Source organism: Vicinamibacterales bacterium (assembly GCA_036504215.1).
GTDB lineage: Bacteria > Acidobacteriota > Vicinamibacteria > Vicinamibacterales > Fen-181 > FEN-299.
The window spans coordinates 16,164-38,353 of the sequence record DASXVO010000047.1 but is presented as its reverse complement, the minus strand read 5'-3'; the positions used below and the strand labels follow the sequence as shown (position 1 = coordinate 38,353).

At 64.8% G+C, this 22,190-nt stretch carries 15 protein-coding genes and 1 tRNA gene; 7 read left to right on the top strand and 9 right to left on the bottom strand.

All coding sequences use genetic code 11. The features are described 5' to 3' along the window. Positions 1 to 33: 33 nt before the first annotated feature. Positions 34 to 123: transfer RNA gene (locus VGK32_14170), tRNA-Ser, on the bottom strand. Between the two features lie 108 nt (positions 124 to 231). Then, complete coding sequence (serS, locus tag VGK32_14165; GenBank protein ID HEY3382917.1) at positions 232 to 1,521, bottom strand: serine--tRNA ligase; 1,290 nt, start codon at positions 1,519 to 1,521, stop codon at positions 232 to 234. 298 nt (positions 1,522 to 1,819) lie between these two features. Between serS and galU the strand changes: the two genes are divergently transcribed. Continuing rightward, on the top strand, positions 1,820 to 2,698 hold the full coding sequence (gene galU / locus VGK32_14160; protein HEY3382916.1) for a UTP--glucose-1-phosphate uridylyltransferase GalU: 879 nt from the start codon (positions 1,820 to 1,822) through the stop codon (positions 2,696 to 2,698). 3 nt (positions 2,699 to 2,701) lie between these two features. Here the strand turns inward: galU and VGK32_14155 are convergent, their stop codons facing one another. Beyond that, positions 2,702 to 3,064 (bottom strand): FmdB family zinc ribbon protein, encoded by a 363-nt coding sequence (locus VGK32_14155; protein HEY3382915.1) that lies wholly within the window; start codon positions 3,062 to 3,064, stop codon positions 2,702 to 2,704. 90 nt (positions 3,065 to 3,154) lie between these two features. Continuing rightward, on the bottom strand, positions 3,155 to 4,813 hold the full coding sequence (locus VGK32_14150; GenBank protein HEY3382914.1) for a DUF885 domain-containing protein: 1,659 nt from the start codon (positions 4,811 to 4,813) through the stop codon (positions 3,155 to 3,157). A 133-nt stretch (positions 4,814 to 4,946) separates the two neighbouring features. Here VGK32_14150 and rsmI point away from each other — a divergent pair, with 133 nt between their 5' ends. The 5 genes from rsmI (at position 4,947) to VGK32_14125 (ending at position 12,545) form a co-directional block, all read left to right on the top strand. Then, complete coding sequence (gene rsmI, locus VGK32_14145) at positions 4,947 to 5,819, top strand: 16S rRNA (cytidine(1402)-2'-O)-methyltransferase (GenBank protein ID HEY3382913.1); 873 nt, start codon at positions 4,947 to 4,949, stop codon at positions 5,817 to 5,819. 317 nt (positions 5,820 to 6,136) lie between these two features. Further along, positions 6,137 to 6,721 carry a tetratricopeptide repeat protein gene (locus VGK32_14140; protein HEY3382912.1) on the top strand — a complete coding sequence of 195 codons (585 nt, stop codon included), beginning with the start codon at positions 6,137 to 6,139 and terminating at the stop codon, positions 6,719 to 6,721. Between the two features lie 26 nt (positions 6,722 to 6,747). Then, complete coding sequence (gene glmU, locus VGK32_14135; protein HEY3382911.1) at positions 6,748 to 8,154, top strand: bifunctional UDP-N-acetylglucosamine diphosphorylase/glucosamine-1-phosphate N-acetyltransferase GlmU; 1,407 nt, start codon at positions 6,748 to 6,750, stop codon at positions 8,152 to 8,154. A 137-nt stretch (positions 8,155 to 8,291) separates the two neighbouring features. Further along, positions 8,292 to 10,148 carry a glutamine--fructose-6-phosphate transaminase (isomerizing) gene (gene glmS, locus VGK32_14130; protein HEY3382910.1) on the top strand — a complete coding sequence of 619 codons (1,857 nt, stop codon included), beginning with the start codon at positions 8,292 to 8,294 and terminating at the stop codon, positions 10,146 to 10,148. Positions 10,149 to 10,274: 126 nt separating this feature from the next. Beyond that, positions 10,275 to 12,545, top strand: coding sequence for a UvrD-helicase domain-containing protein (locus tag VGK32_14125; GenBank protein ID HEY3382909.1), 2,271 nt, complete (start codon positions 10,275 to 10,277; stop codon positions 12,543 to 12,545). A gap of 70 nt (positions 12,546 to 12,615) precedes the next feature. On the opposite strand, the gene VGK32_14120 is transcribed toward VGK32_14125, so the two are convergent. From VGK32_14120 to dnaA, 5 genes are all read right to left on the bottom strand, one after another. Then, positions 12,616 to 13,341 carry a hypothetical protein gene (locus VGK32_14120; GenBank protein ID HEY3382908.1) on the bottom strand — a complete coding sequence of 242 codons (726 nt, stop codon included), beginning with the start codon at positions 13,339 to 13,341 and terminating at the stop codon, positions 12,616 to 12,618. A gap of 11 nt (positions 13,342 to 13,352) precedes the next feature. Further along, entirely contained in the window at positions 13,353 to 15,809 is a 2,457-nt protein-coding gene (gene gyrA, locus VGK32_14115) for a DNA gyrase subunit A (protein HEY3382907.1), read from the bottom strand. 246 nt (positions 15,810 to 16,055) lie between these two features. After that, positions 16,056 to 18,683 carry a DNA topoisomerase (ATP-hydrolyzing) subunit B gene (gyrB, locus tag VGK32_14110; GenBank protein HEY3382906.1) on the bottom strand — a complete coding sequence of 876 codons (2,628 nt, stop codon included), beginning with the start codon at positions 18,681 to 18,683 and terminating at the stop codon, positions 16,056 to 16,058. Positions 18,684 to 18,713: 30 nt separating this feature from the next. Then, on the bottom strand, positions 18,714 to 19,823 hold the full coding sequence (dnaN, locus tag VGK32_14105; protein ID HEY3382905.1) for a DNA polymerase III subunit beta: 1,110 nt from the start codon (positions 19,821 to 19,823) through the stop codon (positions 18,714 to 18,716). Positions 19,824 to 20,107: 284 nt separating this feature from the next. Beyond that, positions 20,108 to 21,472, bottom strand: a complete 1,365-nt coding sequence (gene dnaA / locus VGK32_14100) for a chromosomal replication initiator protein DnaA (protein HEY3382904.1) — start codon at positions 21,470 to 21,472, stop codon at positions 20,108 to 20,110. 571 nt (positions 21,473 to 22,043) lie between these two features. On the opposite strand from dnaA, the gene rpmH reads away from it, so the two are divergent. Beyond that, positions 22,044 to 22,178 (top strand): 50S ribosomal protein L34, encoded by a 135-nt coding sequence (rpmH, locus tag VGK32_14095; protein ID HEY3382903.1) that lies wholly within the window; start codon positions 22,044 to 22,046, stop codon positions 22,176 to 22,178. Positions 22,179 to 22,190 lie beyond the last annotated feature (12 nt).

Sequence of the window (22,190 nt, the reverse complement as noted above, 5' to 3'; positions counted from 1 at the left end):
CTCGCGCAGCAATCGAGCGCGAGCGAAGGTGGTTGGCGGAGAGGGAGGGATTCGAACCCCCGGTGGGGTTTCCCCCACGCCGGTTTTCAAGACCGGAGCCATCAACCACTCGGCCACCTCTCCGCATCACGAGTCAGGAGTCAGGAGTCAGAATACAGGAGTGAGAAGCCAGATGACAGCCTCTGCGTTTCGGCGCCTGGATTCCGGCTCCTGACTCCTGGATCCTGACATCTACCGCCGGGGCGTGATGATCTCCTGCCCGTCCATCCAGGGACGCAGCGCCTCGGGAACGATCACCGAGCCGTCCTTCTGCTGGTAGTTCTCGAGCACGGCGATCAGCGTGCGGCCGACGGCGAGTCCCGACCCGTTGAGCGTGTGGACGAGCTCAGCCTTGCCCTTGCCGTCCGGCCGGAACTTGATGTTCGCGCGCCGCGCCTGGAAGGCCTCGGTGTTGCTGCAGGACGAAATCTCGCGGTACGTCTTCTGGCTCGGGAGCCATACCTCGATGTCGTAGGTCGTGGCCGACGCGAAGCCCATGTCGCCAGTGCACAGCATGATCGTGCGATACGGCAGGCCGAGGCGCACGAGCACCTGCTCGGCGTCCCGCGTCAGCCCCTCGAGTTCCTCGTACGAGCGGTCGGGAGCCGCGAACTTGACCAGTTCCACCTTGTCGAACTGGTGCTGGCGGATCAGGCCGCGCACGTCGGCTCCGTACGACCCGGCCTCGCTGCGGAAGCACGGCGTGTAGGCGCAGTACTTCAGCGGCAACTGGCGGCCGTCGAGAATTTCGCCTCGGTGGAGGTTCGTCAGTGGAACCTCGGCGGTCGGAATCAGGTACAGGTCCCACTCGCCGGCAATCTTGAACAGGTCGGCCTCGAACTTCGGCAGGTTGCCCGTGCCGGTCAGCGTCTCGGCGCTGACCATGAAGGGCGGCTCGACCTCGGTATAGCCATGCTCACGGGTGTGCAACGAGAGCATGAAGTTGATGAGCGCGCGCGACAACCGCGCGCCGTCGCCCATCAGAAACGAGAAGCGCGCGCCCGACACCTTCGTCGCCCGCTCGAAGTCGATGATGCCGAGCGCCGGCCCGAGATCCCAGTGCGCCTGGGGCTCGAAGTCGCAGGCGCGGGGCTCGCCGACGCGGCGCACTTCCCTGTTCTCGGCGGCACTGGCGCCCACCGGCACGTGCGGGGCCGGCAGGTTCGGAATGGTGAGCAGCAGGGCGCGTCGCTGCTGCTCGATGGCGTCGAGGTCGGCTTCGAGCTGCTTGATCTGCTGCCCGCGCTCGCGGTTCGCGGCGAACACCGCGCTCGGATCGCGGCCCTCCTTCTTGGCTCGCGCCACTTCTTCGCCCGAACGGTTCTGCAGGCGCTTGAGTTCCTCGACTTCGAGAATCACCTCGCGCCGGCGCGACTCGAAGGTCGCGAGCGCCTCGAGGTCGGCATCGGGGTCGATGCCGCGGCTGCGAAGACCGGTCCGCACGGCATCGGGATGATCACGAACGAATGCAGGGTCGAGCATGGCTGTAGCCGATCGTCACCGGTCAGAAGAAGTTCGTCGCCAGAGGATGCAGGGCCCGCGGAGACGGCGGCCTGCATCCAGATCTTATAGGATACAACCGGCGGCGGGCAGCCCTTTGGCCTTTTGCGCCTCCCGGAAACGGTCTACGATGAGCGGTGCTGCGCGGACGGTTCGAACACAGAGCACGCAGAGGGCGCAGAGATCCTGATTTCTTTCGCGGTCTTTCCCCGGCGACCTCGGCGGACTGTGTATAGGTCTCGAAGCCCTTGGGCTTCGTTCAGGCTACAGAGGAGATTCGATGACGACCATCCGAAAAGCCGTCTTCCCCGCCGCCGGTCTCGGCACCAGGTTCCTGCCGGCCACCAAGGCCCAGCCGAAGGAAATGCTGGTGCTCGTCGACAAGCCGATCATCCAGTACGGCGTCGAAGAAGCGGTGGCGTCCGGCGTCGACAACATCATCCTCGTCACCGGACGCGGCAAGAACGCGATCGAAGATCATTTCGACGTCTCGATCGAGCTCGAAACATTCCTCGAGTCGCGCGGCAAGACGGAACTGCTGGCCACGATTCGCAAGGTCTCGAACCTCATCAACTTCGTCTACGTCCGCCAGGGCGAGCCGCTCGGCCTCGGCCACGCCGTGCTGGTCACGCGTGAGCTCGTTGGCAACGAACCGTTCGCGGTCATCCTGGGCGACGATGTGATTGACGCGGATCCGCCGGCGCTGCGACAGATGTGCGATGTGTTCGAGCGGGTCAACAGCCCGGTGCTCGCCGTCGAACGCGTGCCACAGACGGATGTCTCGTCGTACGGCATCGTGGACATCGCGGAGCCGCTCGGCGACGGGTTGTATCGGGTGCGCGATCTGGTGGAAAAGCCGCGGCGCGACGAGGCGCCGTCGAACCTGGCGATTATCGGCCGCTACATCCTGACGCCCGACATCTTCCCGGCGTTGAAGGCGACGGCCGCCGATCGCACGGGCGAGATCCAGCTGACCAACGGCCTCCGCCGCCTGTTGCACGAGCGGCCCATCTATGCCTACGAGGTCAAGGGCGTCCGCCACGACACCGGGAACAAGCTCGGCTTCCTGAAGGCCGTCGTCTACTTCGCGCTGCGCCGCCCCGATCTGGCCGAGCCCTTCAAGGAGTACCTGCGCACACTCGACCTCATCGCACGGTAACGCCTACTCTTTCTTGGCCGCCGGGGTCGTCGAGGCAGCCGGGGTCGTCGTCGACGAGGTGCTGGCGGCTGAGCTGTCCTTGCTGCCGCTGCCGTTGCTCGGACTCGACGTGGCGCCGCTCGTCGACGTGCTGCCGTTGTTCGATCCGCTCGAAGAAACGGTGGCCGTGTCGCCTTCGCCCTTCCCCTTCCGCGCGTAGTCGGTGATGTACCAGCCGGTCCCCTTGAACTGGATGGCCGGCGCCGACAGCAACCGATGCACCGGCCCGCCGCACGTTCGGCACTTGTCCACGGACCGATCCGCGAACTTCTGAATCACCTCGAACTTGACGCCGCAAATCTCACACTGATATTCGTAAAGTGGCATTGCTCCCAGCCCTGCTTCCCCGCCTGGCGCCTTCCCGCGCACCCAGCACCCAGCACCCAGCACTAGCACTTAGCGCTTAGCCGCTAGCGCTCATTCAAGCACATCACCCCTATCCCCCGGCAGCATCAGCTTTCGCATCGCCCAGATCGGCAGCGTCCCATTGCCGAGGAACGCGTCGTGGAACGCGCGCAGCGAGTACTTCGCACCGAGTTGCGCCTTGTAATCTGCGCGCAGCTTCTGCACCATCAGCTTCCCGGCGCTGTAGACCAGGTAGGTTGGGTCGAACGTGCCGCGCTCGGCTTCCCGTCGCGCGCCCGACTCCTCCATGAACGCCTCGTCGCGGAAGAAACGCATCCCCGCTTCGACCGACATGTCCTCGGCGTGCAGCCGGATTCCGACGATGAAGCGGGCGAGGCGGATGAGGGCTTCGGCCAGTTGTCCGAGGCGGACGTACGGGTCACCCTTTTCGAACCCCGCCTCCATCATCATCTGCTCGCAGTAGTGCGCCCAGCCTTCGACCGTGGACGCGGGCGAGAACAGCATCGACTTGCGCAGTTTCGAATCCACCTGCCGCAGGTGCAGGGCGTGCAGGTAGTGTCCCGGGTACGCCTCGTGGATGGAAATGGACCACAGCGTGGCGAAGTTGAAGTCGAGCAGGTGCTCGGCCTGGCGCTCCGCCGGCCACGACGGATCCGCGTCGGTGACGTAGTAGTACGCACGCGTCGGCTTGGTCTCGAACGGCCCCGGCGTCCACATGCTGGCAAACGTCCAGCGGTAGAAATCCGGCGTCGGCGCCACGAGCAGCGGTTCGCCCGGCGGAATCGTCACGAGGTCGTTCCGCTGGATGAACGTCATCAACTTCTCGAGCTGCCCCTGCGCGGTTCCCACGAGCTGGCCGGCAGCCGGATGGTTGTCCTTCGCCTTGCGCCACGCCGTCCGCGCGTCCCCGTTGTCGATGCGCGACGCCACGCGGCGAAACTCTTCCTGCACGGCCCACAGCTCGCGTCCCGCGATGGCGAGGAGCTTGTCCACTCCGACCGAGATGCCTTCTTCCAGCTTCAGCTTGCGCTCGAACTTCTCGCGGCCGAGACGGAACGACGCACGCGCCTTGGGCGCGACCTCCTCCTCGAGGTAGCGTTGATAACCCTTGATGGCATCCGCCGCCTCGACCGACGCGTCGGCCAGATCGCCCAGCAGATGCAAGTCATCGACGCCGGAGAACGCCCGCGGCAGATCGCGCTCGATGAACCGCAGCACGCCGCGCATGGTCTCCATCCCGACCTTCGCGTAGATGCCTGGCGGGTCCTTGATGTTATCGCGGGCCGCCTGCAGCAGGCGCGGCGTCTGACGCAGCTTGGACAGCACGCGCCGCGCGCGTTCGTCTTCGGCGGCGTACGGGAAGATCGCCTGGGTCGCCAGGCTGGTGGCAAGGACGTCGGCGTAGTGCTGCGGATTGCGCTCCCACGTCCGGACCTCTTCGAGTTCGAAGATCCGCGCCCGGATCGTGGCGGCAATGACCGGATGCTCGACTCGCTCGGTCTCGGTCAGACCATCAACCGAGATCTCGTCGAGGCGGCGGGCGAAGCCGGACAGTGCCCGCGCCTGTCCTTCGAGCGCGTTTCGACTGAAGTCCTCCAGGAGATCGTCGTTCGTGTGCACGCCGTCGAGCGCCGCGCCCGTTGGCTGGATCTCGTAGAGATAACGCAGGTAATCGTCGACGAAATGGTGCAACGGTTCGGATGAGTACACTCTCGCGCCCTCGAGGGTCCGGGCCGCCGGCGAGCCGTTCGGCGACTCCCGCCGTTCGCGCTCCGACAGACTGCCCCTGGCTACAATGGTACAATACCCGGCCTCCGGTTCAGGGCACAAGGTTGGAACGGACATGCCCGGCACCCTCTTTCTCGTTGCGACGCCGATCGGCAACCTCGAGGACATCACGCTGCGGGCGTTGCGTGTACTGCGCGAGGTCTCGCTCGTCGCCGCCGAGGACACCCGACACACCGCAAAACTCCTGGCACATTTCGACATCCACGTGCCGACCACCAGTTTCTACGAGCAGATCGAGCACGAGAAGACGCCCCGATTGCTCGCACGTCTTGTGGCCGGCGACAACCTCGCCCTCGTGTCGGACGCCGGAACGCCGGGCATCTCGGATCCGGGCTATCGACTCGTGAAGGCGGCGGTGGAGGCCGGCATCCGGGTCGAGGCCGTTCCAGGCCCAAGCGCCCTGCTCACGGCCCTGGTCGCCTCCGGCCTGCCGACCAACTCGTTCGCGTTCCTGGGCTTCCCACCGCCCCGCTTGCAGGCTCGGGACCGCTGGTTCGAGTCACTCGCCGGCCGGCAGGAGACGCTCATCTTCTACGAAGCTCCGCACCGGATCCGGGAGACGTTGGCTGCCGCCCTTCGCGCCCTTGGCGACCGGCCGGTGTGCGTCGCCAGGGAGTTGACCAAGCTTCACGAGGAATTGGTCAGGGGACCTATTTCTGCCGTGCTCCCTCGGTTGCTGACTCCGCGAGGAGAGTTCACGATCGTACTCGGACCTGCCGCCGCGACGCCGTCTCTGCCAGACGCCCTACCCTCAGATGCCGGCCTTTTCGATGAGTTCTATCATCTGACTGAGGATTCTGGCCTCGCGCGTCGGCCGGCCATTTCGCGGCTGGCCGAGAAATACGGCCTCAGCGCCCGTGAGGTGTACGCCGCCGTCGAACGCGCAAAGGCCAGCGTCGATCCCGCACCCGACTTGACCTCTCAATAGGGCATTTGTTAAGTTAGCGCCGCCAATCGCTTTATTGTTTCTGGGTTTTGCCCTAACAGGGGACTTGTCCCATGGCTAAGCAGCGCCAGACCCGTTCATCGACCGTCGGGAATCGGAGGCCAGCTCAGCATTTGAGGCCGAAGTCCGGGAAGGCTGCTCGCCCCGCGGCCGCCGCCAAGCCTCGGAAGGCGATCTCCAAGCCGAGTCCGAAGGCCGCGCCCAGGAAACCGGTGAAGCCCGCGCGGAAGGCCGTCGCCAAGAGGCCGGTGCCGTCTGCCCCAGCCCGGAAACGCACGGCGAGAGTGCCCACCAAGGCGATGCCCCCGACCAAGGCGGCGAAACCGCAGTCGCGACTGAATTCGAGGGCTCCTGTCACGCCGGCGGCACTGGACGATCAGAAGGTCCACGAGGCGGCCGTCGAAATGTTCGAGCGCGCTTTCCGCGCACTCCAACAGCGGCAATTCGGACGTGCGGCCGAACTTCTGAAAGCGATCATCAAGACGTATCCGGAAGAGAAGGAACTGCAGGAGCGTGTCCGGGTCTACCTGACCCTCTGCGAGCGACAGGCCTCGTCGAAGGAACCGGCCCCGAAGACGTTCGAGGATCGGGTGTACGCGGCCACCGTCGCCATCAACCGCGGCGCGTACGATGAGGGGCTGACGCTGCTCCGCCGGCTCGAGGCCGAGGACGGGTCGAACGACCACGTCCATTACATGCTCTCCGTCGTTCACGCACTGAAGGGGGACATCGCCGCAGGTCTGGGACACCTGCGGCAGGCGATCGACCTCAACCCGGAGAATCGCTATCTCGCCAGCCAGGACGTCGATTTCGAACCGCTCCACGAGATGGAGAGCTTCGTTGCCCTGCTGGAAGCGCCGGTCGTGCGGCGACGAAGACGGTAGCGCGAGGATACGGCTCCGGGCTCTTTATGACCCCACTCCACGTCCTCATCCTGGCTGCGGGAAAGGGCACCCGCATGAAGTCCGCCCGGCCGAAGGTGCTTCACCAGGTGGCCGGCGCGCCGATGATCGACTACGTGCTCGCCACGGCGGGCCAGCTCTCCCCCGCCAGCCGGACGGTTGTCGTCGGTCACGAAGCGGAACAGGTGCAGAAGGCGTTGGCCCATCGAGCCGACGTCCGGTTCGTTCTGCAGGAGCCGCAGCTCGGGACTGGCCACGCGGTGCTGCAAGCCAAGCCGCTCCTCGAGGGTGTCCGCGGCACGCTGGTCCTGCTGTCGGGTGACGTGCCGCTCCTGAGGAGGGAGACCCTCGACGCGCTGATCTCGACGCACGAGGCCTCGGGCGCCGCCGCCACGGTCGTCACCGCCATCGTTCCGGACCCAACCGGTTACGGCCGCGTCGTCCGTGACGGCGATTCGGTCCTGCGCATCGTCGAACATCGGGACGCGAGCGCTGCCGAGCGCGCGATCCGCGAAATCAACTCGGGCATCTACGCGTTCGACCTCGAGCCGCTCTTCCCGGCCCTCGGCCAGATTGCCGCGGACAACGCACAGCGCGAGTACTACCTTCCGGACCTGATCGGTATCTATCGCACACAGGGGCGGCAGGTCGGGGCCGTCGTGGCGGCGGATCCGGCAGAAATCCTCGGCATCAACAACCGCTCGGAACTGGCCGCGATGAGCCGACAGGTCTGGCAGGCGCGGAACCTGGCGCTGATGGCGGCCGGCGTCACGCTCGAGGATCCCGACACGACCTACGTGGACCGCGATGTCGAGGTTGGCCCGGACACGACTATTCGGCCGGGCGTGTTCCTGCAGGGGCGGACGCGCATCGGCGCCCGATGCGTCATCAGCTCTGGCGTGCGGATCGTCGACTCGGTCCTCGCCGACGAGGTGACCGTGCTCGACCACTGCCTGCTGACCGGGGCGCGAATTGCCGAAAAGGTAAGCATTGGACCGTTCGCCCACGTTCGCCCCGACTCGGACATCCGGGCCGGCGCGCGCGTCGGCAACTTCGTCGAGCTGAAGAAGACGCGCCTCGGCGCGGGGTCGAAGGCCAGCCACCTCGCGTACTTGGGCGACGCCACGATCGGCGAGAAGGTGAACATCGGCGCGGGCACGATCACGTGCAACTACGACGGCGTGCGCAAGAATCCGACCGTCATCGAGGACGGCGTGTTCATCGGCAGCGACTCCCAGCTCATCGCCCCGGTCCGCATCGGTCGCGATGCCTACGTCGCCGCCGGATCGACCATCACCGAGGACGTCCCGCCGGGTGCCCTCGGCATCGCCCGTGGCAAACAGGTCAACAAAGAAGGTTGGGTGGCGACGAAGAAGATGAAGGATGAAGGCGGAAGGACAAAGACGGAAGGATGAAGACGGAAGGATGAGGACCGAGGCAGGACGGCTGATGATGTTCCGTGTTCATCCTTCCTCCTTCGTGCTTCCTCCTTCCTCCTTCCTCCTTCCTCCTTCATCCTTCCTCCTTCATCCTTTAAGAGAGTAACCTCCCTATGTGCGGCATCATCGGCTACATCGGTTCGAAGCCCGTTGTTCCTGTTCTCATCGAAGGCCTGCGGCGGCTCGAGTACCGCGGCTACGATTCGGCCGGCGTGGCGGTGGTCCGCCACGGGGTCATCAGCCTGCGCCGGAGCGCCGGGAAGCTCTCGCGCCTGGAGGATGTGATCCGCGCCGAGCCGCTCGACGGCGAGTTCGGTGTCGGGCACACCCGGTGGGCGACGCACGGACGGCCGACCGAGGAGAATGCCCACCCGCACCGCGACTGCACGGGCCGCATCGTGGTCGTGCACAACGGCATCATCGAGAACTACCTCGAGCTGAAGCACCAGCTGCAGGGCCAGGGCCACAAGTTCGTCACGGAGACCGACACCGAGATCGTGGCGCACCTGGTCGAACAGGAACTCAAGGCGCATCCCGGCGACGGCGGTCTCGAGGGCGCGACGCGGCGCGCCCTCGCGCAGATGCGCGGCATGTTCGCCCTCGTCCTGATCTCGGCCGATGAGCCGCAGAAGATCGTCGCGGCCCGCAACGGCCCGCCGCTCGTGGTCGGCATCGGCAACGGCGAGTATTTCGTCGCATCCGACATCCCCGCCATCCTGGAGCACACGCGCGACATCGTGTTCCTGGCGGACGAGGAGATGGCGGTATTGACGGCCGGCGGCGTGACGTTCACGAACTTCGCCGGGACGAAGCTCGATCGCCGGACGCAGCGGGTGCTGTGGGACCCGATCCAGGCCGAGAAGGCGGGTTACAAGCACTTCATGCTGAAGGAGATCTTCGAGCAGCCGCAGGCCGTGCGCGACACGGTCCTCGGGCGCGTGTCGGTGGACACCGGCCGCGTGTTCCTCGAAGAGATGACGCTGTCGGAACCCGATCTCGCGGGCATCGAGAACGTGTCGATCATCGCGTGTGGCACGTCGTGGCACGCCGGCCTGGTCGGCAAGTATCTGATCGAGAACCTTGCGAGGCTGCCGGTCGAAACCGACTACGGCTCCGAGTACCGCTACCGCGATCCGATTGTCGGCAGAAAGACGCTGGCCGTGGTCATCACGCAGTCGGGCGAAACGGCGGACACGCTGGCGGCGCTGCGAGAGGCAAAGCAGAAGGGCGCCCGCAGCCTGGCGATCTGCAATGTGGTCGGCAGCATGGCGACGCGCGAGAGCGAGGGCACGGTCTACACGCACGCGGGGCCGGAGATCGGCGTGGCCTCGACCAAGGCGTTCACGTCGCAGCTCGTCGCGCTGCACCTGCTGGCGCTCCACCTGGCACAGGCGCGACACACCCTGTCGGCCGAGCAGGCGCGTGAGCAGATCGAAGGCCTGCTGCAGCTCCCGACGCTGATCGATCAGACGCTGCGGGTGTCGTCGCTCGTGGACGAGATCGCGCGTCGCTATTACAACCGCCGCGATTTCCTGTTCCTCGGCCGGGGGATCAACTACCCGATCGCGCTCGAGGGCGCGCTGAAGCTGAAGGAGATTTCCTACATCCACGCCGAGGGGTATCCGGCTGGCGAGATGAAGCACGGTCCGATCGCGCTCATCGACGAACAGATGCCGGTGGTGGCGATTGCGCCGCGCGACCACGTGTTCGAGAAGATGCTGAGCAACATCCAGGAGGTGAAGGCGCGCGGCGGCTCGGTCATCGCGCTGACGACCGGACGCGACGAACTGGTCGAGAGCCTCCTCGACACCGAGCACGACTCGATCATCTGTCTCCCGGAGACCAAGCCGCTGTTCGCGCCCGTCGCCATGGTCGTCCCGCTGCAACTCCTCGCCTACCACATTGCCGTTCGTCGCGGCTGCGACGTGGATCAGCCGCGGAACCTGGCGAAGAGTGTCACGGTAGAATGAATGGGCGGGTAGGCGAATAGGCGGACGGGCGGGCAGGCGGGGCGGACCGCCGTTCGGCCTTTCCGCCCTGTTGCGCTGCTGCTGCCTGGTCGCCTCGCCGCCTTTCCGCCTAGCCGCCTGGAGTCCATGAATTTTCTTGACGAACTCAATCCCGAGCAGCGCGAGGCGGTGCTGCTGGTCGACGGGCCTCTGCTCATCCTTGCTGGAGCCGGGTCGGGCAAGACACGGGTTATCGCCTATCGTATCGCCTACCTGATCGGCGCCGGCCACGCGGATGCCCGCGAGGTCGTCGCCGTGACGTTCACCAACAAGGCCGCGGAGGAGATGCGCAGTCGCGTCGAGACACTCCTCGGCGACGCGGCGACCGGCGCGTGGGTGTCCACGTTCCACTCGATGTGCGCGCGGCTGCTCCGCAGGGAAGCGCCGGCCATCGGCCTGTCCCGCGATTTCGTCATCTACGACTCGACCGACCAGGTGTCGGCGATGAAGCAGGTGATGCGCGATTTGAACATCGACGACTCGGTGCTCCAACCGAAGGCCGCGCTCGGCCGAATCAGCCACGCCAAGAACCTGATGCAGGGCCCGGAAGCCTTCCTGGACAGCTACAACCCGCGCGACGCGCAGTTGGGAAAGCTGTTCGCGGGTTATCAGAAGGCGCTCGCCCGCAGCAACGCATTGGATTTCGACGACCTGTTGCTCAAGACCGTCGAACTCTTCGACAAGGCCGCTGACGTGCGGGCGCGCTACGCGAGCCGTTTCCGCTTCCTGCTCGTGGACGAGTACCAGGACACGAACCGCCCGCAGTATCTGCTGATGCGGCGTCTCTCCGAGGCACATCGCAACATCTGCGTCGTCGGCGACCCCGACCAGTCCATCTACAAGTGGCGCGGCGCCGACCTGCGCAACATCATGGACTTCGAGGCCGATTACCCCGACGCGAAGGTCGTCCGCCTCGAGCGCAACTACCGGTCGACCCAGGTAATCCTCGACGCCGCGTCGGCCGTCATCAGCCAGAATCGGAACCGCAAGGAGAAGCGGCTCTGGACCGAGCAGAAGGGCGGCGACAAGCTCAGCTACTACTTTTCGAACGACGAACTCGAGGAGGCGGACGTCATCGCGCGCGTTGCGCGCACAGCCGTCGGCACCAGCGGCGACACGCCGATGGCGGTTCTCTATCGCACCAACGCCCAGTCGCGCGTCATCGAAGATGCGCTGCGTCGCGAGGGCATCGCCTACCGCATCATCGGCAGCGTGCGGTTCTACGAGCGGAAGGAAGTCAAGGACACGCTCGCCTACCTCAAGCTCCTCATCAATCCGGACGACGACGTGAGCTTGAGGCGGGTGATCAACGTGCCGACGCGAGGGATCGGAAAGGGCGTGATGGAGTCGCTCGAGTCGGCGCCGCCGGTTCTCGGATTGTCCGGCGCGCTCGGCCTCTCGCCTAACTCGATGTGGTCGCGCCTGGCGGGGGGGCTCGATCACGGGGCGTTTTCCGGCCGGGCGGCGGCGTCGCTGCGTGTCTTCCGCGATCTGATGATTGGCCTGTTCGATGTCGCGCGCCAGGATCCGGTGTCGATCGCGATCGGCAAGGTGCTCGACCGCACCGGTTACCTGCAGGAGTTGCGCGACGAGCGGACCGAGGAGGCCCTGGGCCGCATCGAGAACCTGATGGAACTCGTGTCGGCGGCGAAGGAGTACGAGACGCGCGACGAGGCCGCCACCCTCGGCGGTTTCGTCGATCGCCTCTCTCTGCTCTCCGACACGGACGAGGCCGAAGGCGCGGCCGACGCGCGGGTGCTGATGATGACGCTCCACAGCGCGAAGGGGCTCGAGTTCCCGCTCGTCTTCATCGCGGGTCTCGAGGAAGGCCTCTTCCCGCACTCACGGTCGACGGAGGACGAGGCGGAACTCGAGGAGGAGCGCCGACTCTGCTACGTCGGCATGACGCGCGCGCGGAAGAAGCTGATCCTCGCCAGCGCGGCGCGGCGCCGTTGGTACGGCGAGTACCGGGCCTGCGCGCCCTCGCGGTTCATCGACGAGGTTCCCGAGGAACTGATCGAGCGGATCGAATCAGTCGCGCCGTCGGTCTATCAAGCCGGGCTGTGGGGTGGCCGCGGGTCCGGCGGGTCGGCGTACGGCGGGTACAGGGCGAGCGGCGCGCGCGGGTCCTCCCCCACGCGTCTGAAGGAAACGTCGCCCACCTACGTTTACGAGGACGAGGACCAGTCCCGGTCGGGCCACCTCGAGGCTGGCGCGAAGGTCCGCCACGCCCAGTTTGGCCTCGGCACGGTGATCAGCGTCGAGCCGGCAGACGGCGACGTCAAGCTCGTCGTCCGCTTCAACAGCGTGGGCTCGAAACGCCTCCTCGCCAAGTACGCGAAGCTCGAGGTGCTGTAGCGGCCCAAAATGCAAACGGGGCGCCTCGCGGCGCCCCGTCAAGAGGTCCGATGCATCGGTCCCGCTGGAGCTAGCTGGTCTTCGCGCCTTCCTTCAGGGCGGTGATCATCCACTTGCCCTCGGTCAGCTTGCCGGCCGAGTCCTTCAGGACGACACGCTGGAGGGTCAGCACGAGCGTCTTCTGCTCGACCTGGTTGGCCGGCGTGCGCACCTTGGCCGACACCGTGATTTCCTTGGTGAACTCGGTCGCGTCGAACGTCGCCGCGTCCTTGTCCGGGACGCTCAGGTCGGCGACCTTGCGCTCGGTCTTCAGGGCGTTCTTGGCCTCCGAGGCCTTCTTCTGATAGGTGGACGATTCGTCGCGCCACTTCCTCCAAGTCGCCTGCACCTCGGCGTCCTTGCCACCGATCTTGCCCTTGCCCTTCTGTTCGACCTCGAGGACACGCTTGATGGCCTCGCCGTTCTTGTCCTGGTACTCCTTCATCTTCTTGCTGAATTCCGACTCGGCAGTCGTCGCGTCCTTCAGCGTCTTGTCGAGATCCTTCAGCTTCAGATCGCGCGCCTGCTCGGGCGTCTCGCTGACGACCGAGATGCTCTCCGCGCGGCCGTCCTTGTTGGGATCGAACGAGACGGTCGCGATGTTCGCGAGCGTCATGTTGTCGCCCATGCGCGCGGCCTGGAAGAACTTGCGCACGAGTTGGTCTTGATCCGATCCGCCGCAGCCGGCTGCAGACAGAACCAGCACGAACACGACGGGGGTGAGCAGTAAGCACCAAAGATAACGCGGCCGATGCATGCCAGCCTCCTTTACTCGTTGAGATCCGCTTCACGTTCCGCGAGTCGAGCGATGGACACGACCCGGTCGTCCTCTTCCACCCCAATCAGCCGCACGCCCTGGGTGGCACGTCCGATCGTCCGAATGTCTCGCGTCACCATCCGCAGGACCTTGCCCTGTTGAGTGATGAGCATGAGCTCATCCTCGTCTCGGACGTACGCAATCCCGACTACTCGGCCGTTCCGGTCCGTCGTGTGGATGTTGATGATACCCAAACCGCCCCTTGACTGCACGCGATATTCGTCGAGGACCGTCCGCTTCCCGTACCCGTTCTCCGAAACCGTCAGGACCGCCCCGGCCCCTGGGGTCACCACTTCCATCGCCACCGCGGCATCATCGTCGCGCAGCGAAATGCCTCTGACGCCGTAAGTTCCGCGCCCGGTCGGCCGCACGTCGCCCTCGGGGAACCGGATGGCCATGCCGTCGCGCGAGCCGATGAACACCTCGCTCTGCCCGTCGCTCATTTGCACGGCAATGACGGCGTCCTCGTCCTCGACCCCCATCGCGATGATGCCGGCAGCCCGGGGATTCCGGAACGCGGTCAACTCGGTCTTCTTCACGACGCCCCGGCGCGTGCCCATGACAACGAACTTCCCCTCGTCGAATTCCCGCACGGCCAGCAGCGCCGCGATCTTCTCGTCGGGCAACATCGAGACGAGGTTCGCTATGGCTTTGCCTTTGCCGTCCGGCCCGACGTCCGGAATCACGTAGACCTTCAGCCAGTAGACGCGTCCCTTGTCGCTGAAGATGAGGATGTAGGCGTGGGTGGAGGCGACGAAGAGGTGGGTGACGAAGTCCTCCTCCCTCACGCTCATTCCCTTCCGCCCCTGGCCGCCCCGCCGCTGCGTCCGGTAGTTGGAGACGGCCGTCCGCTTGATGTACCCGGTATTGCTGACCGTGATCGCCATGTCCTCGTCAGCAATCAGGTCCTCGATACGGAACTCCCCCTCCTCCTCGATGATCTCGGTCCGCCGCGGGTTGCCGAACCGGTCGCGGACGGCCTTCAGCTCGTCCTTGACGATCTGCATCAGCAGCGCTTCGCTGCCGAGTATCGCGAGCAGTCGCTCGATGATCGCGCGAACCTCGGTCAACTCGTCGATGATCTTCTGCCGCTCCAGGCCCGTCAGCCGCTGGAGCTGCATGTCGAGGATGGCCTGTGACTGCAGCTGGCTCAGGCCGAAGGTCGTCATCAGCCCTTCGCGTGCCTCGGCGGGCGATTTCGCCGCGCGGATCAACGCAATCACCTCGTCGAGGTGGTCGAGCGCGATCTTGAGGCCTTCCAGGATATGGGCTCTCGCCTGGGCTTTGCGCAGCTCGAATTCGGTACGGCGTCGGACGACGTCCCGTCGGAAGTCGATGAAGTACTCGGCCACCTCGACCATCGACAGAACCTTCGGCCGCCCGCCAACGATGGCGAGCATGATGACACCGAACGTCGTCTGAAGCGGCGTGTGCTTGTAGAGGTTGTTGAGGACGACGTCCGCCACCTCCCCGCGCTTCAGGTCGATGACGATGCGGAGCCCCTCGCGGTCGGACTCGTCGCGCAGATCCGAGATGCCTTCGAGCGTCTTGTCGCGCACCAGTTCGGCGATCTTCTCGATGAGCTTCGCCTTGTTGACCTGGTAGGGGATCTCGGTCACGACGATCGACGTGCGCTCGCCCTTGGTGGCTTCCTCGACCGTTGCCCTCGCCCGGATCGTGATCGAGCCTCGCCCGGTACGGTGCGCCTGCACGATGCCCGCCCGCCCGACGATGAGCCCGCCGGTCGGGAAGTCGGGACCTGGGACGTACCGGAGCATGGCCTTGAACTTCGCGTCGGGCCCCTCGGCGGGATGCTCGATGAGCCAGATGACGGCGTCGATCACCTCTCGCAGGTTGTGCGGCGGGACGTTGGTCGCCATGCCGACGGCAATGCCGACCGACCCGTTGACGAGCAGGTTCGGGAAGGGCGTCGGAAGAACGGACGGTTCCTCGGTGGTCTCGTCGTAGTTGGGGACGAAGTCGACCGTTTCCTTCTCGAGGTCGGCCATCATCTCCTCGGCCAGGGGCTTCAGCCTGGCCTCGGTGTAGCGCATGGCCGCCGCCGGATCGCCGTCCATCGATCCGAAGTTCCCCTGGCCGTCCACCAGGGGCGCGCGCATGTTGAAATCCTGCGCGAGGCGGACGAGCGTGTCGTAGATGGCGGCGTCGCCGTGCGGATGGAAGTTGCCCATCACCTCGCCGACGATCTTGGCGCACTTGCGATACGCGCGATTGCTGCCCAGGCCCATCGTCCGCATGCCGTAGAGCACGCGGCGATGAGCGGGCTTCAGTCCGTCACGGACGTCGGGAAGCGCTCGCCCGATGATCACGCTCATGGCGTAATCCATGTACGAGCGCTTCATCTCGTCTTCGATATTTACGGGCAGCTTGGATGCGGCGATGGTCATGGTCGGGTGCTGGTGGTGCTATCGGTGCTACGGGTGCTCAAGGTGCCAGTGCTCATGGTGCTACGGGCGCTATCGGTGCCCTGCTATCGGTGCTACGGGTGCTCAGCGTGCGGTGCTGTTAGTGCCGTGGTGCCCATGTCGTGCACCAGCCGCACCTGCCGCGCCTACGGCACCAGCAGCACCTACAGCACCTTCAGCACTCGCACCCTCGGCACCACCAGCACCCGTGGCACCGTCAGCACCTGACTAGATATCCAAATTCTTGACGTCGAGCGCGTTGTCTTCGATGAACTTGCGACGCGGCTCGACCTGGTCGCCCATCAGCGTCGTGAACATCTGGTCCGCCTCGGTGTGGTCCTCGGCGCGCACCTGCAGCAGCGTGCGTATCTCGGGCTTCATCGTGGTCGACCACAGTTGCTCGGGGTTCATCTCACCGAGCCCTTTGTACCGGTTGATCGCCACGCCCTTCTTGCCAGCCGCGATGAAGTAGTCAACGAGGGCGTCGAGCGTTTCGAGCGTCACGTCGGCGTCCTTCGGCTTCGCCGCCGGCGGCGGCACGGGTCCGGTCTTCGCCGCGGGGTCGGCCGTCTCGCTCGCCGGTTGGGTGTCGTCCGGGGCCGACGCGGTGGTGCCCTCGTCCTTCTCGTCGACTTCGGGGACGGACGGCGTGGTCTGGCTCACGACGACCGGCAGCGTCACGCCCTTGATCTCGCGGTAGCTGGAGAGCAGCGTGCGGTACTCGCCGCCCCCCACGAAGTCCATGTCCACCGTGTAGTGCCGCGAGTAGCCGTTCGCCCGGGTCTCGACGCGCAGCGCCGAGATGTTGTGCTCCTCGTCCGGCTGCACGCTCACGATGCGGCCCGCGGTGGTCAATTCGTCGGCCAGCAGCCGCAACGCCTCCGGGTCACTGAAGAAGTTCTTGTCCTTCGCGTCGCGGTCCATCAGCGCCCGCACCACATCGAACTGGTAGCCGCGGCGTTCGACAACGGCGAGGTACTTCTTGAACGCGATGAGCCGGTGGAGGCTCTTCTCGAGCGCGGCGCCGGATATCTCCGTTCCGTCTCCCCGCCGCACGACCCGGCTCTCGACCGCGCGGTGGATGAGCCAGTTCTCGAGCTCGCGCTCGTCCTTGATGTAGTGCTCGGCTTTGCCGCGCTTGACCCGGAAGAGCGGCGGCTGCGCGATGTAGATGTAGCCGCGCTCGATCAACTCCGGAAGCTGGCGGTAGAAGAACGTGAGCAGCAGCGTGCGGATGTGGGAGCCGTCCACGTCCGCGTCGGTCATGATGATGATGCGGTGGTACCGCAGTTTCTCGATGTCGAAGTCCTCGGGGCCGACGCTGCACCCGAGCGCCGCGATCATCGTCTTGATTTCCTCGCTGCCGAGCATCTTGTCGAATCGCGCCCGCTCGACGTTGAGGATCTTCCCCTTGAGCGGCAGGATCGCCTGGAACTTGCGGTCCCTGCCCTGCTTGGCCGACCCGCCGGCCGACTCACCCTCGACGAGGTAGAGCTCGCACTGGGCGGGATCGCGCTCCTGACAGTCGGAGAGCTTGCCGGGGAGGCTGCTGTTCTCGAGCGCGCCCTTGCGACGGACGAGGTCGCGCGCCTTGCGCGCCGCGTCGCGGGCCCGCGCAGCCTCGACCGATTTCATCACGATGCGCCGCGCGACCTGCGGGTTCTCTTCGAGATAGGCGCCGAGCTTGTCGTTGACGATCGTCTCGACGATCCCCTTGACCTCGGTGTTCCCGAGCTTGGTCTTGGTCTGGCCCTCGAACTGCGGATGCGGGATCTTGACGCTGATGATCGCCGTCAACCCCTCGCGGATGTCGTCGCCGCTGATGCTCTCCTTGAGATCCTTCGAGAGGTTGTTCTTCGCGCTGTAGGAATTCACCGTGCGCGTCAGTGCCGCGCGGAACCCGGAGAGGTGCGTGCCCCCCTCGTGCGTGTTGATGTTGTTCGCAAACGAGTAGAGCGTCTCGGTGTAGCTGTCGTTCCACTGCAGCGCGATCTCGGCATCGATGCCGTCGCGCTCGCCGCGCATGTAGATCGGCTTGTCGGTGATGCCCGTCTTGTTGCGATTGAGGTGCGTGACGAACTCGCGAATGCCCCCTTCGTACTGGAACTTGTGTCCTCGCCCCTCGCCCCGCTCGTCGTCCAGCGTGATGATGACGCCGGGGTTGAGGAAGGCGAGTTCGCGCAGCCGCTGCGCGAGCGTGTCGAAGGTGAGCTCGATCGTCTCGAAGATCTGCGCGTCGGGAAGGAACGTGATCTTCGTCCCGCGCTTCTTCGTCTTGCCCGTGACTTCCAGATCCGAGTTCGGCTTGCCGCGCTCGTACGTCTGGCGGTAGACCTCGCCGTTGCGCCAGATCTCGAGATCGACGGTTTCCGAGAGCGCGTTGACCACCGAGACGCCGACGCCGTGCAGGCCGCCCGACACCTTGTAGCTGTCGTTGTCGAACTTGCCGCCCGCGTGGAGCACCGTCATGACGACTTCCGCCGCCGACTTCCCGCTCTCGTGCATGTCCACGGGAATGCCGCGGCCGTTGTCCACGACCGTGACGGAGTTGTCGATGTGGATCGTGACGTTGACCGTGTCGCAGAAGCCGGCGAGCGCCTCGTCTATCGAGTTGTCGACGACTTCGTAGACGAGATGGTGCAGCCCAGGCGCACCGGTCGAACCGATGTACATCGCCGGCCGCTGCCGGACGGCTTCGAGGCCTTCGAGAACCTTGATCTTGTCCGCACCGTAGTCGTCTGCCGCACCCGCCGGGTCGAGAGCCGGGGCATTGGCCGACGGGACAACCTCGGTCGCTTCGATCGGAACCTGCGCCTGCTCGTCGGACGACGGGGAACTGGTATTGCTATCTGACATGGGTGGCACTGTCGGTATCAGGGATCCCTTCTAGAATCGCATCGGCATGAGCACGTACGTGTAGTCGAAGCCTGCCTGGCCGATGGGTCTCATCACGGCCTGGCTGACTTCGTCCTTCAGTTCGAGCGCGATCTTGTCGGTGTCGACCACATCGAGGAACTGGAGCACATACTGCCCGTTGAAGCCAATCTGCAGGGGCGCGCCCTTGTACTCGTCCGCCTGGATCGTCTCTTTGGCCTCTCCGAATTCAGGGCTGCTCGACGACACCTCAACCTTGCCTTCCTCGATGACGAACTTCACCGCCCGCGACCGCTCGGGCGACAACAGCGCGACTCGTTTGAGCGCGCTGCTGAGGCGCTCGCGCTCGAACTCGACCGTCTTGTCGTTGCCCTTCGGCACCACGCGCTCGAACGCCGGGAACTGGGCTTCGATCATTCTCGACACGAGCACGCGGTCGCCAACCGTGAAGAACAGATGGTTCTCCTGCCGCTCGTACTGGATATCGCCGTCCACCTCGAGCAGGAGACGGCCAAGTTCGGCGACGGTCTTCTTCGGCAGAATCACGCGCACTTCCTCGGCCGGCGCGGCACCGTCCCGCTTCGCGTTCACCAGTGCGAGCCGGTGCCCGTCGGTCGCAACCAGCGAGAAGTCGGAACCGCTCGCCACCATCAGCACACCATTCAGGAAATACCGCGTGTCATCGCTCGTGGTCGCAAATTGCGTCCGCGCGATCATCTGACGGAAGAGCACGCTCGGCAGCACGAGGCTCGGAGTCCCTGTCGCTTTCGGCAAGGACGGAAAATCCTCCGCCGGCATCGTCTGGATGCGCGAGTCGAACCGATCGGCCGCAACCCTCACGCCCGACTTGTCCTGCTCGATCCGCACGTCGGTTTCCGGCAGCACCCGGATGATCTCGAACAGTTTCTTGGCCGGCAGGGTGAGCCGCCCACTTTTCGCCACAGAGGCTGCACAACGGCTCCGCAACGCCACCTGGAGATCGGTCGCCAGGAACCGGAGTTCCTCGCCGTCAGCCTCCATCAGAACGTTGGCGAGAACAGGAATCGTATTGTTGCGCTCGACGATTCCCTGGAAGAGTTGCAGTTCGCGCAGCAGGTCGTTCTTGCGCACAACAAGTTCCATGGCGGTGCTGACCTCGTGAGAGAACGGTGTTGAAGATCGGTCGGTTTGATCGGTTGTCTGAAGTACAGAGATCAGAAGAGGAAATTATATAAGAAACAAGAGACTGTTGAAACCGTTATTTGAGGACCTTAGTGCTTTCGTTTGAACAATTTGCGCTGTGGATGCCAACTGTGGAAGAAGTGGGCGTCCGAGTCCCGCCGCCACCCGATCGAAAAGCATCCACAGTCGACTCCGGGGCACCCCGGAGGGACGCTGTGGAAATCTCGGGGGAGTTGTCAATTTTGCTACCGTAACGACTCGACAAAGCTGTGGAGAAGGTTGTTGAAATCTCGATCGTTGTCCTTGAGTTTCTCCACCATCTTGATGGAGTGGATGACGGTCGAGTGGTGCTTCCCGCCAAAGCTCCGGCCGATTTCCGGTAGCGACGAGTTGGTGAGCGACTTGCACAGATACATCGCGATCTGGCGCGGCCGCGCCACCGACTTTGCGTTGTTGCGAGCCTTCAAGTCGGAGGGCTTGAGGTGGTAGTAGTCGGCGATGTACTTCTGGATGACTTCGATCGTGACGGCCTTCTCGTCGTGATCCAGGACGTGCTTCAACACGTCCTGCGCGAGGCCGAGCGTGATCTCCTGCCCTTTGAGCGAGGCGTACGCGATCAGTCGAATGAGGGATCCCTCGAGTTCGCGGATATTCGACTTGATCTTGCCTGCGATGTAGAGCGCGACGTTATCGGGCAGAGGCAAGGCTTCTGCCTCCGCCTTCTTCTGGAGGATTGCGACCTTCGTCTCGAGATCGGGCGGCTGGATGTCGGCAATCAAGCCCCATTCGAACCGGGAGCGCAGCCGTTCCTCGAGAGAGGGAATCTCGCGCGGGGGGCTGTCGCTGCTGACGACAATCTGCTTCTGCGCATCGAAGAGCGAGTTGAAGGTGTGAAAGAACTCGTTCTGCGTCCCTTCCTTGCCGGCCAGGAACTGAATGTCGTCGACCAGCAGGACGTCCACGGTCCGGTAGCGCTCGCGAAACTCGTAGATGCGTGCGTTCTTGACCGCGTTCATCATCTCGTTCATGAACCGCTCGGTCGAGATGTACACCAGCCGCATGTTCCGGTGGTGACTGAGCACGTAGTGCCCGATCGCATGCATGAGATGGGTTTTCCCCAGCCCCACGCCGCCGTAGATGAACAGCGGGTTGTACGAGCGAGACGGCGCCTCGGCCACGGCGCGGCAGGCGGCCTCTGCAAACTGGTTCGAGGGACCAACGACGAAGGTGTCGAACGAGTAGCGCGGGTTCAGGCCGCTGAGGGATGTGACGGGAGCCTGCTGAGCCTCAGCGGGTTCTGCTGGCGGCGGATCGGCAGCCGGAAACGACGGCTGAGGCTGTTCCGGGCCGTCGGCCGGATCGATGATGAGGTCCGCGATCAACTGGACTTCGGTGCCGGGACGCCCAACCTCGGCAAGGGCCTCGGCGATGACGCCGGTGTAGTGCCGAAGGATCCAGTTCTTTACCAATGAGTTAGGGACCCTGACGACGATCGTCGCACCCTGGTCTTCGGCCAGGACGGCCGGCCTGAACCACGAGTAGAAGGTGTGCAGATTGACCTTCGTCTCGATACGGGAAAGGACGCGCTCCCAGATGTTCGTGTCGTCCATCGGATCTTGGCGGGCGGTGCCAGCCACCCCTCAATTTGCCGCGAGAAAATCGGACTTTCGCCTGCTGAACCCGAGAATTCTCATGTGATCTTCATCAACCAGCCCGTGCGAACGGCCGAATTATATGGCTTCCGGCACTTTCGCCCGGCCACGGATCCCGAAATATCGCCCCTTCCCGGAAACAGCGGCCTGCCGAGAGGCCGTTTTTCAACATAAATTTCCACAGTTGTGGAAAACTTTGGGACCAGCCCGAACTCAGAGGCACCTCCGGGGTGTGGAAAACTAGGAAGGCTGGACAATGTAGCACAGTTTCAGCGCGAGAGACGTGCTGAGTGCTGAGTGCTGAATGCTTCGTGCGCAGGAAGGTGCTCGGTACCAAGTGCCAAGGGCGCCGGAAGGTGCGCAATGGCGGGTGGAAGGTGCGCATCGCGAGTCGAGTGGCCAGGGCCTGGAGCCCAGAGCGCGAAGCGTGCTGCAGGACTGGTTGACTTTGTCTGAGATGGTCCGCTACCATTGGCAGTTCGGCATCTTCGCGACAAGGCGGGCCGGGGCCCGCGCATAGGATTTGACCATGAAGCGTACGTTTCAGCCCAATAATCGTCGGCGTCACAAGACCCACGGCTTTCTCGTTCGCATGGCCACCAAGGGCGGCCGGCTGGTGCTGAAGCGCCGGCGCGCGAAGGGCCGCAAGCGCCTGGCCCTGTAGTTGGGTCCAGGC